The sequence below is a fragment of the Paenibacillus sp. sgz302115 genome (assembly GCF_056120445.1).
In genome coordinates this window covers 11,951-24,485 of sequence record NZ_JBVYOK010000018.1, presented here as the reverse complement: position 1 = coordinate 24,485, position 12,535 = coordinate 11,951, and the positions used below count along the sequence as shown (strand labels likewise).

General features: G+C 44.8%; 10 protein-coding genes and 1 pseudogene. 6 read left to right on the top strand and 5 right to left on the bottom strand.

From position 1 onward, the window contains the following. Window positions 1-11 precede the first annotated feature (11 nt). Window positions 12-1,391: a PTS transporter subunit EIIC gene (locus tag AC0LWN_RS25205; protein ID WP_474670242.1), complete on the bottom strand. Its 1,380-nt coding sequence runs from the start codon at window positions 1,389-1,391 to the stop codon at window positions 12-14. A gap of 200 nt (window positions 1,392-1,591) precedes the next feature. Here AC0LWN_RS25205 and AC0LWN_RS25200 point away from each other — a divergent pair, with 200 nt between their 5' ends. The 6 genes from AC0LWN_RS25200 to AC0LWN_RS25175 all read left to right on the top strand — a co-directional run bounded on the left by AC0LWN_RS25200 (window position 1,592) and on the right by AC0LWN_RS25175 (window position 9,323). Next, a complete protein-coding gene (locus AC0LWN_RS25200; RefSeq protein ID WP_474670240.1) occupies window positions 1,592-3,124 on the top strand; it encodes a glycoside hydrolase family 43 protein in 1,533 nt (510 codons plus the stop codon). Window positions 3,125-3,236: 112 nt separating this feature from the next. Further along, on the top strand, window positions 3,237-3,719 hold the full coding sequence (locus AC0LWN_RS25195) for a hypothetical protein (RefSeq protein WP_474670238.1): 483 nt from the start codon (window positions 3,237-3,239) through the stop codon (window positions 3,717-3,719). Between the two features lie 241 nt (window positions 3,720-3,960). Further along, window positions 3,961-5,226 (top strand): class I SAM-dependent methyltransferase, encoded by a 1,266-nt coding sequence (locus AC0LWN_RS25190; protein WP_474670236.1) that lies wholly within the window; start codon window positions 3,961-3,963, stop codon window positions 5,224-5,226. A gap of 2 nt (window positions 5,227-5,228) precedes the next feature. Then, window positions 5,229-7,814 (top strand): metallophosphoesterase, encoded by a 2,586-nt coding sequence (locus tag AC0LWN_RS25185; protein ID WP_474670234.1) that lies wholly within the window; start codon window positions 5,229-5,231, stop codon window positions 7,812-7,814. Window positions 7,815-7,940: 126 nt separating this feature from the next. Continuing rightward, a complete protein-coding gene (locus AC0LWN_RS25180; protein WP_474670232.1) occupies window positions 7,941-8,726 on the top strand; it encodes a TatD family hydrolase in 786 nt (261 codons plus the stop codon). Between the two features lie 72 nt (window positions 8,727-8,798). Then, a complete protein-coding gene (locus tag AC0LWN_RS25175) occupies window positions 8,799-9,323 on the top strand; it encodes an SF0329 family protein (protein WP_474670230.1) in 525 nt (174 codons plus the stop codon). On the opposite strand, the gene AC0LWN_RS25170 is transcribed toward AC0LWN_RS25175, so the two are convergent. From AC0LWN_RS25170 to AC0LWN_RS25155, 4 genes and pseudogenes are all read right to left on the bottom strand, one after another. Next, a complete protein-coding gene (locus tag AC0LWN_RS25170) occupies window positions 9,320-10,009 on the bottom strand; it encodes a HEAT repeat domain-containing protein (protein WP_474670228.1) in 690 nt (229 codons plus the stop codon). The two genes, AC0LWN_RS25175 and AC0LWN_RS25170, sit on opposite strands and share 4 nt — an antisense overlap. Window positions 10,010-10,177: 168 nt before the next feature. Beyond that, a pseudogene (locus AC0LWN_RS25165) lies at window positions 10,178-10,324 on the bottom strand (macro domain-containing protein); the annotation flags it as partial. 28 nt (window positions 10,325-10,352) lie between these two features. After that, complete coding sequence (locus AC0LWN_RS25160) at window positions 10,353-11,177, bottom strand: WYL domain-containing protein (protein WP_474670226.1); 825 nt, start codon at window positions 11,175-11,177, stop codon at window positions 10,353-10,355. Next, window positions 11,164-12,474 (bottom strand): helix-turn-helix transcriptional regulator, encoded by a 1,311-nt coding sequence (locus tag AC0LWN_RS25155; RefSeq protein ID WP_474670224.1) that lies wholly within the window; start codon window positions 12,472-12,474, stop codon window positions 11,164-11,166. The genes AC0LWN_RS25160 and AC0LWN_RS25155 overlap by 14 nt, the downstream gene beginning before the upstream one ends. Between the last annotated feature and the right edge of the window lie 61 nt (window positions 12,475-12,535).

The window sequence follows — 12,535 nt, the reverse complement described above, 5'->3', positions numbered from 1 at the left end:
TCGTATCTTTATTATTTATCCAGCATATTATCATTGAAGCCGAAGAAGTAGGTTCCCACAAATGCGCCAACAAATCCGATGGCGGCTGCTGCAAGCATGGCAATACCGCCTTTTAGAACTCCAACAGCCGGAAGGGTTAATAAGCTAATCGTCATCATTGCCGGATACTGCGCCGCCGCCAATCCAACAATAATTCCACCCAGGCCTACGCTGACGCATGCAATATAGAACGGTTTTTTATATTTGAGGTTAACGCCATAAATTGCCGGCTCTGTCACGCCCCCTACAAGCGCTGAAAATGCAGATGAACCTGCCAGTTCTTTTAATGACTTATTTTTCGTTTTTAAGCATACTGCCAAAGCGGCTCCGCCCATTGCAAAATTAGTACCCACTGTAACAGGAAGCAAAGTATCATAGCCATATACAGAGAAGTTATTCATGACAATTGGAACAAGTCCCCAGTGCGCGCCGAAGATAACAAGGATTGGCCAAAGTACGGCTAAAATCAGACCTGCAACAGGCGGCATAAATTCATACATAGCGGTGTAGCCAGCTGCCACAGCATCTCCAAGCATACCTGTTAACGGTCCAATGACTAATAGAGAAGCAGGAACCATAATTATGATGCTTAACAACGGTACAAAAATACCTTTTACAAGCTGAGGCATAATCTTTGTTAAGAACTTTTCCAGCTTGGCTAAAATATAGACTGCAGCAATTACAGGGATAACGGATGAACCATAATTAATCAATTTCACCGGAATTCCTACAAAGGAAATTGCCGTTCCCGCATTATATAAAGAAACTAAATTAGGATAAAGGAATGAACCTGCAACGGCCATTGCCACAAACTGGTTTGCGCCAAATCTTCTGGCAGAGGTAACTGCTAAAATCAGTGGCAGGAAATAAAAGAATGCATCTGCCGCGGCATATAAAACAGCATAAGTACCACCCTCGGTTGACATCCAGCCTAATGTCGTGCACATCACCAATATCCCCTTTAGGATACCGGTTCCCATCATACCTGCCATAACAGGAAGGAAGATGCTGGATATTGTATCAAGGATTAAGGACAGCCCTTTTTTCTCGCTCTTCTGTTCCCCAGTTTCTTCTGTTTTGTGGTTGTGTTCCCTTACCGTCTCAACAGCATTGAAAACATGCTCTACATGAGTTCCAATAACGACCTGATATTGTCCTCCGGCCTGCAACACATTGATAACGCCTTCTGTTTGCTTTAGCTGTTCTGTTTCTGCTACTGCTTCATCTTTTAGTACAAAACGAAGTCTGGTCATGCAGTGGGTCAGGGATTGTATATTTTCCTCTCCACCAACTTTGTCCAGAATCGTTCTGGCAAGGTTATTGTAATCCTTTATATTTTGTTTGGTTGTCATGTTGTTTCCCCCTACGTTTGCAAGATCAATAACTATTGATAGTTTAGATTGTAGCGGTATGATTACGTTTTCATAATGACCAAATCCCTTCATTTCATTGACCATTTCACTGTTTTTTATTTTTGCGTTTTCGGTTATTCTATTTGTTATCAATTTGCAGAGGCACTACAGGTGATGCCTTACTAACAAGGAGAGTCTTTATGAAATTTGAGAATCCCATTATTCCGGGTTTTTATCCTGATCCTAGTATTTGTAGAGTGGGGGCAGATTATTATCTGGTAAATAGCACATTTCATTACTTCCCCGGTGTTCCTGTTTTTCACAGCCGTGACTTGGTGAACTGGCGGCAGATCGGACATTGCTTAACACGTCCCGAGCAGCTGCAGCTCTCTAAGCTGGATAGCTCCATGGGGATTTTTGCCCCAACGATCCGCTATCATGATGGTTATTTTTATATGATTACGTCACTTGTTCATGGAACGGCTGGCGGGGGTATTCAAAATTTCTATGTGCGTGCGAGTGATCCGTCTGGACCATGGTCTGATCCTGTCTTGCTGAATTGGCCGGGCATTGATCCTTCATTGTTTTTTGATGAAGATGGGCGCGTATATGTAACAGGAACCAATGAGTTTTCAAGTGAAGAAGCAGGTATTTATCAAGCGGAAATTGATTTGAAGTCGGGGGAGTTATTATCTTATCGTCAATTGATCTGGAAAGGGACAGGAGGGAAGTCCCCGGAAGGCCCGCATTTATACCGGATTAATGGCAGCTACTATTTGATGCTTGCTGAAGGCGGTACGGAGTATGGGCATATGGTTACTATTGCACGCAGCAGCAACCCGTTTGGCCCTTTTGAAAGTGCTCCTAACAATCCCATTTTGAGTCATCGCAGCACCGGGCATCTGATCCAGGCAACAGGACATGCAGATTTGGTACAGGCTCATGACGGAAGCTGGTGGGCGGTTATGCTGGGGATTCGCCCGGTATCAAGAAGACATCATCTGGGGAGAGAGACCTGTCTGGCGCAAGTAACCTGGTCACAAGAGGGTTGGCCGGTTATCGGGATAGATGCACAGCTTCAGACTGAAATGGAAGGCCCTGATTTTTATTCGGGATCGCTTCCTGATAGAGATAGGTTTGATCATTTTACTGCTCCAAATTTGCATGATCGCTGGAATTTCTTGCGTAATCCCAATCCTTCGGACTGGTCTCTTCAGTCACGTCCAGGATGGCTGACATTGAATGGATCTGCAGTAACGTTAAATGATATAGACTCTCCGGCATTAGTAGCCTGCCGTCAACAGCATTTTGCTTGCACCATCTCGGCCTTGCTTGAATTTGACCCCGGATGGAATGAGGAGGCAGGGCTTACCGTGTATATGAATGAACGCCATCATTATGAGATTGCACTCACGAATATTGATGGACAGCGTTCTGTTTTATTTCGTAAAAGAGTAGGCTCTGTTTGGATGGTGGCAGATCAACGAGCTTATGATGGGGGAAGTATAATATTGGAAATCCGCGCTGCCCGGAAAGGATATATATTTTCTTATCGTAACTCGCAAGAAGAGCAGTTGATCTCTTTGGGGTATGCAGAAAGCAGCCTGCTGGCTACTGAAGTGGCAGGAGGGTTTACAGGAGTTTATTTTGGCCTGTATGCTACAGGAAATGGAAAAAAAGCTGAGCATCCTGCCAGCTTTGATTGGTTCAAATACCAGGTTCGTGGAGAATAAAGAAAGGGATAAGGTGCGAAAAACAATTTAAAGGTTGTAAGGAGGATTTTGGAAAACTTTGTCGAACAGTTCTTCATACCTATATACATTTATCAGGAGGGAATCGAAAAAAGTGCAACGTGATTCTAGAACTACATCCAATCAGGCCAATAGGTCTACGCCCGCCCAAGCTAACAGGGCTGGTAGCGGTCAATCTAGGGCGGCTAGTCCCCAAGCAAACAGGACTGTCAGTCAAGCAAGGGGAACGGGAAGCCAATCGAACACTGTAAAAAATGTAAATGCGGTTGTTTGCCGCAAATGCAAGTCACAGCAAGTAGTAGCTAACAAGAAAGGTTACAGCTTTGCTAACATGTTCAAAACTCTTGTTATTATGATTCTTATTGGCGTATTGGCTGTTGGCTTGACCAGCCTTGCCTTAACGTACAGTGTAGGCGATGTTCCAAGAGCATTTCTCGAAATTTTCATTGCTTTGGGGGGGATTTCATTTTTTCTAGCACTACCAGTTAGCATTTTAGTCGGGCTCGTGGGGAGAAGTGAGATTATCAACGGCTGTATGAACTGCGGCTTCAAATGGAGACCTTCCAAGAAAAAGTAATAATACTTTTACATACTGGATTTTAATACATAATGAAGTTGTGCCGCTTCCTGTACCATCAGAGACAACGAGCCGTCTTCTGTGTCAGCAGGAGCGGCTTTTTCTATTCCCTGCTCGTAATACTTTTACCCTGTTCGATTGCATATAAGTAAGCGAAAATATGATCAGAGGTCGTGATCATCGAGGCTCATGGATGGTTACCCGCTCAAGGTCCCAATTTGTAATTTAGGAGTAGATGAAGATGGCAATCGTTCAAGTCAGATCCACCAACCCGCAGTTTTCGTTTTTAATTAAGAAAAATCCGAACTCCGGCATGATGCTTCGCTCGATCCGCAGGGGCATGGCATACGGCTGGTATACGGATGAGCAGACCTTTAATGTGTATTTTAAAGATGCGGATAATGAGATCTCTTATAAACAGCACGAAAATGAGAACTTCGAATATTTGAATGTATCAAGGTACAACACGCCCTTATTTCCGCTGAATGCGATTAACGAATTTTTCTCTACGCCGCTTAAGGCCCAGGACGAACGGGACACTGACGGTTACGAGCATACCTTGTTCATTAATATGATACATATCGAGCTGGTCCGGTATATCGAGTTTTTTGAGAAGCACCTGAAGGATTTTACTTTCGAAGTCACCCATCAAGCCCATAAGAGCTACTCTCTAACAGTTACGACACAGAGGAGCCTGTATCATCTGTTACATGCCGTTAGTGTATTGTGCTTATTCCTCTCGATGTTCGGAAACGAATATATTGATATCTCGGACAGCGTACTGGATAAGTACATCAAGAGCATGAATGTGATTGATGCGCCGTTTTATATTCGCAGCCTCTTTGTGCGAAATTTCTTGTCCACCAAGGGCCGTTTTCAAAAATACAAAGCGGAGCTTGAGAAAACTGACCGCTACGATATTAAATTCGCCTACGGGGGCACGGCTCTCCAGCGGAGAAATTATATCGGAAGCGTTCTGGCCTTCGACAAGTCGATTTTGGATGTGGGATGCGGAGAAGGTTTTTATGCGATTTCTTTTGCGGGAAAGGTCGAAGGCAGCTACTATGCTGTCGACATCAATGAAGAGGTGCTGGAGAAGGTATTGCGTAAAGCGGAGTCCAAAGAGATCGACAACATCGCCACATTCGGCTCGATTAATCAGTTCCTGGAAAGCTACAATGGGGAGCAGGTTGATGTGATTTTGACAGAGGTCATTGAGCATATGAGTCAGGATGAGGCCAAGCAACTGATTCTTCAAATTTGCACACATGTCGATTTTGACAACCTCATCATTACAACACCCAACGCCGACTTTAACCACTACTACGAGCTGAGCGATTTCCGGCATGACGATCATAAGTGGGAGATGGGGGAAGAAGCGTTTCGACGTTGGATGCATGATGTAATTAAGGAAACGAATCTGCAAGCCGAATTCGTAGCTGTCGGAGACGGCGTTAACAATATCCAGACTACGCAGGGCGTCATTCTTAAGAAAAGGGGGGCGTAACAATGGATATCCAAACGAAGGTTCACACGATTTTTATGCTAATCGGGTCTACGGAATGCGGCAAAACGACGTTTGCCAAGGAAGTGTTAATTCCCGGGCTGCGTTTTGAGGATGCCAGCCGGAATGTCAGGGCTAACGTTCAATATTTGTCCTCCGATCAGATCCGCCAAGAGGTCCTCGGATATGAATACGACAAGTATGATCAGGTGATGCTCGAGTCCAGCGGGCAAGCTTTTCACCTGCTGTTTGAAAGATTGAAGATGGTGACTTCTTTTCCGGTCAATGCGGAGTTTGTAGTTGTCGATACAACCGGGTTATCCGAGGATTTTCGGGCCAAGGTGAAGGAGATTGCGTTTCAAAACAACTACAATCTCGAGGTCATCGTCTTCGATTACCGGAAGCGGGAAGATTACTACGCGTCGGACCGTTCGAAGAAGCTGATCACGACTCACATAAACCGGCTGAAAAAGGAGGTTCTCGGCACGCTGCCCCGCGAGGGATACGGCAAGATCCATAAAGTGCGTGCAAAAGATTTTTATGTGGCGGACGCGGGAATGGGGAATCCTGATTATAAGATAATAGTTGAGGATTTGGATGCCTACTTGGCGACCATTCTCTCTCAGGATCAACAGTACATCATTATCGGGGACGTACACGAATGTGTGGACGATTTGAAGGGGCTGCTGCTCGATTACGGCTACAGGATCGAAGCGGGAAAGCTTGTTGTGACAGATAAGCTGAAGCAAACCAAGCTAATATTGGTCGGAGACTGGATTGACAAGGGGAAACAAACGAAGGATATCGTTCAGTTTCTGTACGATAATCAGGAGCACTTTTACTTTGTGCTTGGAAATCATGAAAATTTCATTGATAAGTATATCAAGGGTGAAATTAACGGTGTAGATCAGGAGCTGCTACATACGTATTTTGACTCGACTCAAGTTTTAATGAACGATCAAGAACTGCTGGGGATATTTCGCCACCTGGTCTCGATTTCGAAACCATTTTTGCGGTATGTGGGGGCTAGGGGGTCGTCTTTCTATATCACTCACGCCCCGTGCCGGAATAAATACATTGGCAAGCTGGATTCGAATTCTGTTCGGCATCAAAGGAATTTCCGGATCGACCGGGAAGCTCCGCTAGAGGGGCAGCTTGCTTTTCTGCAGGAGGAAGCGGTCAAAAATCATCCATACCACGTGTTCGGGCACGTCGCGGCCAAGGAGTCTTTCCGGATCGGGAATAAGATTCATATTGACACGGGCTGCGTACACGGCAACCTGTTGACATCCGTCAGTATCTCGTATAGACCGTTTATGAAGTCCCGGAAGTCCCGCCAAGCGGTAATCACTGAGGACCTGAAGACCTTATTCAAGGCCGAACGAAAGGTATCCATTCAAGACCTTGGGGAGGATGACATTCGCAGACTCCACTACTGCTCGCGAAAAAAAATCAATTTCATCTCAGGTACCATGTCACCGGCGGACAAGAATGATGAGACGAATGAACTGGAGTCGTTGAAGCGCGGTCTCGAATATTTCAAGGAACGTGGTGTTCAGCAGGTTGTTCTGCAGCCCAAGTATATGGGCTCAAGGTGCAACGTTTATTTGCATCAGGATCTGGAACAGTGCTTTGCAGTCAGCCGCAACGGCTATAAGATCAATCATGTGGACTTAACGGGGATTTACGACAAGCTGTTGAAGAAATTCGGTGGTTATATGCAAGAACAGAAGATTGCCATGCTGATTCTGGATGGTGAGCTTCTTCCGTGGAAAGCGCTGGGCGATGGGCTGATCGAAAGGCAGTTTAAGCCTATTGAAAAAGCGCTGGGGACAGAGCTTGCGTTTCTGCAGCAAAAAGGTTTTGAAGAAGCCCGCAATAAGCTTATTGCCGAATATGAAGCGAGCGGGTTCGAAAAAGACCAGCATCATATCGCAAAATCTGCTTTGAGCGACAAGTACGGTCCCAGTGTGTACCAAAACTATAAGTATGTCCATGAGATCCGGGAAACCTATAGTCCTTTATCTGAACACATAGAGGCCTATCAAACGTACAGAAGACAGCTAGAGTTGTATGCGGAAGACGAGGTCATGGAGTATAAGCCTTTTACCGTTCTGAAAATTGTGTATGAGGACGGGAAGGAACAAGTTGCGGAATGGAAGACCTCAGAGATGTACGCTTTTCTGTCGGAGGATGAGGCACTTATGCTGGATCTGTCCGAACCAGACTGCCTGGAGAAAGCTGAGCGTTACTTCTCTAAGCTTACGCTGGAGAAACATATGGAGGGAATCGTAATTAAACCGGAACTATGGAACGGAAAAACGGTGCCTTATATGAAGGTGCGAAATCCCGATTATTTGTCCATCATTTACGGATATGATTACAAGTTTCCACATAAATACCGCAAGCTGCTCAAGCAAAAGAATGTTAATCAAAAGCTTCGTACCTCGCTTAAGGAGTACCAGCTTGGGATGCAAATGCTGGCGGTGCCATTTGATGAGATTGCGCCTGAGCATGAGGCCTATAAAGAGATCGTGGCTAATCTGCTGTTTGAGGTGGCACAGGAGCAGGAGATTGATCCGCGTCTGTAACCTTTGATAAGGTGGCCGTGGGTGAAACCGGAAGATATTGAGCAGGTGGTCCAAAATTCGATCAAGTTCAATATGCTCCGGCCATTCCCTATCATGGGACGAACAAGGAAAAGGAGTACTCGAATCATGAATCACACAATCGTTGATATCGGCGTCAATCTGATGCATCGTTCCTTTCACCAGGATCGTGAGCAGGTCGTCGAAAGAGCAATTGCAAACCATGTTGCACCCCTTATCATTACAGGGACAAGCTTGAGGAACAGCCTAGAAGCTGCCCGCTATGCCGGACGTTACGAGGGGAAGCTGTATGCTACTGCGGGAGTACATCCCCATGATGCGAAGAACTGCAGCGAAGAGACGATCACGAAGCTAAAAGAATTGGCGGCACGGCCACAGGTGGTAGCCATCGGGGAATGCGGTCTAGACTTTAACCGGGATTTCTCGCCGCGGGACGTGCAGCGTAAATGGTTCACTGAGCAAATTCGATTGGCACTTGAACTAAACATGCCGCTATTTCTGCATGAGCGGGAGGCATTTTCAGATTTTATTGCGATTCTTAAGGAACATGCGGTTCAAAAAGCGGTGGTCCATTGTTTTACAGGGACTCACTCTGAGCTTAAGGCATACCTTGAAATGGGATTCCACATCGGGATCACCGGCTGGATTTGCGATGAACGAAGAGGCAAACATCTGAGGGACCTTGTGCGAATGATTCCGCCCAATCGGCTTATGATCGAGACGGACGCACCGTTCTTGACTCCGCGGGACTTAAAGGAAAAGCCAGCGGATGGACGGAACGAGCCTGCTTTCCTGCCGCATATCCTGCAAACTGTAGCACGATGTATCGGCAGACCCGCAGAAGAGGTCGCTAGAGTAACGACAGAGACAGCGGCGGAGTTTTTCGGTATTTGAGGGCACTTTAATGTTCTTCATCGCCCAAATCAACTCCTGTACTTAGTAACTAAATAGAAAGGGGCTCTTATTATGTGGTCAAAATTAAGGGTGAAAATAAAGAGTTTTATTACCGAAGAGCTAAGAAATAGAATTGATATACATTTAACTCGATATCATGATGCACACGATGGTTATGGTGAAATATGGATTACATTAGACGGAAAAAAGATTTTTGGTGGCGGGTATTATCATTGGTATATGACACCTGTTCCCAATGAACTATTGAACTCATTCCAACTTCAACATGGATTTCACAATGATTTTTATAAGGTAAATATTGAATCCAAAAATATTGAAGAAATAATGCGATACGGGATTCATGAAACAAGTCATATACTCATCAATCTGGATAATTATATTAATACGTCATTTTCAGAAAGTCTGACTTCAAATAATCCCATATATAAGGCATTTTCATTAATAGATAGAAGGCTAGGGAGACGGAAATTTGAAGGAATAACCCTAAATGATGATGAACATCCGTTGGTAAAGGTTTTCTATGAACTTAGACGAGAGTGTTTTAGAAAAAATAGTCAATATTACAACGATTATTAATTTCGTTCGTTTATTCGATCAATTGCATATGTTGCTGCCTCTCTTATATCACGAATTTTAGCTTTAGTTAATTCCTCTAGTACAAACAAATCAGTTGGATTTCCAATATCGGATAACGTAGATACGGCATATACAATGTCATATTGATTTTTTTTAATGTTTTTAATGGCATTACTTAATAGATTCAATATCACTTGTCTAGCTCTTGGATTATAAGAGTGTTTGAGTGCTCTTATTGAAGAATGACGTATACTCCATGAAGGGTTTTCAATATATCGAAAAATCGGTTCAACATCTATTATGTTGGGTTTCTCAACATCCGAAATCTGATCAAGTAAATGACTGATAGCGTATTTATCAGATTCTTGATGTAATTGGTTAATGAGGAATTGTAGTGCATTTAAATCACCATGTTTTTGTAATAATTTTGAAAGGATAAAATAGGATCCCTTTCTAATGTGTTTATCGTCTGATTCATGGTGGCTTTTGATTATTTCAATGAGTAACGGAATAAATTTTTTATTGTTTAGCGCTTCAGCTTCTCTGTAGGCTTTGAAGCTTATGGACTCATCCGAACTTCTGGCATTATCAACAGCCGACATTCTATCAATTAAATCCAAAAGATATTTTTCTACCCGAAAAATAAAAATAACTTTCGTATATATATCACCTATATACTTGTACAAGGTGGTCACTTCCTTCGATAAACGATTCTTTTTCAATGCTTAATGAGCTTACTACGATATATATCAAAATTCTCGTCATCGAAGCAGACAAAATAAATCTGTTCTATCGTCCCCTGCCCGGCACTTTCAGAGTTCAAATAATTTAATACTGCCTCAAGTGCTGTTTCAGCCGGCTTTATGAATTGCACCATCCACGCCACCGCCGCCTAATAAGCTTGTATTCGCGGCATTAACGATCACGTCGGCCGTTATTTTCGTAATGTCTCCTTTAAGCAAGGAAATGATTGTTTGATTGACCTTTATACTGTCCTCCATACTACTCCTCCAAAGGCAAATTTTATTACTATGATGTCAATTCCTCATCTTCCGTAATGACCCCATATCGCTCCAAAGCCTTCGTCGATGCTTCCAGCATGCGCCTTTTTAAATAATCGCCGTGGGCTACCCGAACCCGCTTCCCGAGAAAACGGATCTTGGAAAGCAAATACTCCATTTCATCCCCAAGCAGAGAGACCCTGACTCGGTAGGTATCATTCTCCGAATCGTACTCCACATTTTTTTCGAAGCTGGAAAAGGCGTACAGGATACGGGAGAACTCTTCGTTATAAACACGGATAATTTCAATGACCACTTCAGTTTTACCCGATTCAAGAGTTTGTGCGATTTTCTTCAGGATGCTTTCCGCTACTGATGGCTCGATAGGTTCTGACATGACAGAATGGATATTATTCAGCCTGGTGCTCATGAAGGCATGACGCCGGGTGTGATACCAGAGCAAATACCACTCCCGTTTGACCATGGAGTACTCCAGCTTATACGGAAATCCAGACTGTTCCATGTTCACACGTCCGCTCTTAATCTCGTAAGTTATACGGATGCCAGTCTTATTCATGATGTACCTGCGCAAAGGCCGCAGGAGCGGGTGGTAGGCCTGCTTTTCCATCGTACGGGCTTTTTCAATCAAGTGGAGGGATATATCCATAACCTGATCCGTCTCGAGGGCTGACCGCAGCTTATCCAAAGTGTCCGCATTGAAGGCATCTGCCGCCGCGGGATGTTCCAGCATTGTTTTCAGCCACGCCCGTTCGTGCGAAGTGACCATGAAGGTACCGGAATCCTCGAGCCGGGAGATGATCTGGTGATTGAATATTTTCTCAAACAGATTCATAGTAAGACGCAATCTCCTTCCATTCGGCAATCATTTCCCGGCGCAGCCGAAGCGGCTCGAGAACCTCACAACTGGAACCGAAACTCCGCAGCCACGGCTTGATTTCGGTAGTCCCGTTTACAGTGATCTCGTAAATAAATGAATGTTCATCTTCGGACACAATCTCTCCCCACTGCCCCTGCAGCATTACCCGCTCTTTGACGAAGTTACGTTCAGATCTTTCAGGAGTATAAAATCGGGCACGCACCGTCACTGGCTGACCAGTATCAATCAGCCAACTGTACCGTATTTTCTCGGCAAGCTCGCTTTTCTTGTTCTCATACCATACCTCGTCAACGGATTCATCCTCTTCAATTTGCGTGATTCCTTCCATGCGGTATTTTCGAATCCCCTCCCGGCCGTGGGAAAGCAGATACCATCTGCCATATTGATGATCATAGACGATCTTGAGCGGTAGTGTCTTCTGAGTTTTGCCCTCCGTATCCCGTTCAAACAAGGGATTGGTGTTTTTGGAGGCGTAGCTTTTTTCAGACTTCGGAGAGAAGTACAGAAAACGGACTTTGCGGTGGTGACGGATGGCATGAAGGAGTGTGAATAGATGCGCCTCATCCAAGATCCGCGAATAATAGTGATATTTATATAAAAATGGTTCGACGGCATGCTGCCGGGCTTGATTGCGCAAAAGCTGCTTCTTGAGTCCATCGCGCAGCAGATAGCCTTGTACGGAAGGGACTTGAGTGTTCGCCATCACATCCACAAAATCATACAAATCGAAAAGTTCTTCATCCGATAAGCTTCGGACCAAATCATCTTGAATGCGATACCGGTAGGGACGGGGACCTGGCTCCTTCTTAATGACGCCAACCTCCTCCAAATACTTGAGGTCCGACCGAATGGTTTTCTCGTCAGGCAGAGGCAGCCCGGAAGACAGACTGCTGCAGCATAAATCGAGTAGTTCCATCGCAGTCAAAGCCTGCTCATTCATCGCGGCTAAAAGCAGCGAGATTCTTTGGCTTTCGGATTCCTTGACGGATTTGGCGCGGAACAGAAACAGGAGCAGAGGATCGGTGGAATCGTAATAGCTGAACCGAATGGTCTCAGAGAGTTCCTTGCTTTGTTCCTGTGGCAAATGCTGGTGCATGGAGCTCACAACTTCTTTGAGCCGCCGGATTGTTTTATCAAAGGTGTGTACGGAAATGCCAAGCCGCTCTGCGAACTGCTGTCTGCTGAAGGCACCGCTTGTCAGTACGAGCATACGCAGGAATTGAATTTCCTTATCGAAGCTTTCTTTAGCCAAAGTAATCCCCCGTTCAAATGAAACAGCTTCTTACATTGTAACAGGGGAGAGAATTGGGTGA

Excerpts from the sequence above, each read along its gene's own strand:
- AC0LWN_RS25205 (WP_474670242.1), bottom strand. The coding sequence starts at position 1,391 with ATGACAACCAAACAAAATATAAAGGATTACAATAACCTTGCCAGAACG.
- AC0LWN_RS25190 (WP_474670236.1), top strand. The coding sequence starts at position 3,961 with ATGGCAATCGTTCAAGTCAGATCCACCAACCCGCAGTTTTCGTTTTTA.
- AC0LWN_RS25175 (WP_474670230.1), top strand. The coding sequence starts at position 8,799 with ATGTGGTCAAAATTAAGGGTGAAAATAAAGAGTTTTATTACCGAAGAG.
- AC0LWN_RS25160 (WP_474670226.1), bottom strand. The coding sequence starts at position 11,177 with ATGAATCTGTTTGAGAAAATATTCAATCACCAGATCATCTCCCGGCTC.
- AC0LWN_RS25200 (WP_474670240.1), top strand. The coding sequence starts at position 1,592 with ATGAAATTTGAGAATCCCATTATTCCGGGTTTTTATCCTGATCCTAGT.
- AC0LWN_RS25185 (WP_474670234.1), top strand. The coding sequence starts at position 5,229 with ATGGATATCCAAACGAAGGTTCACACGATTTTTATGCTAATCGGGTCT.
- AC0LWN_RS25180 (WP_474670232.1), top strand. The coding sequence starts at position 7,941 with ATGAATCACACAATCGTTGATATCGGCGTCAATCTGATGCATCGTTCC.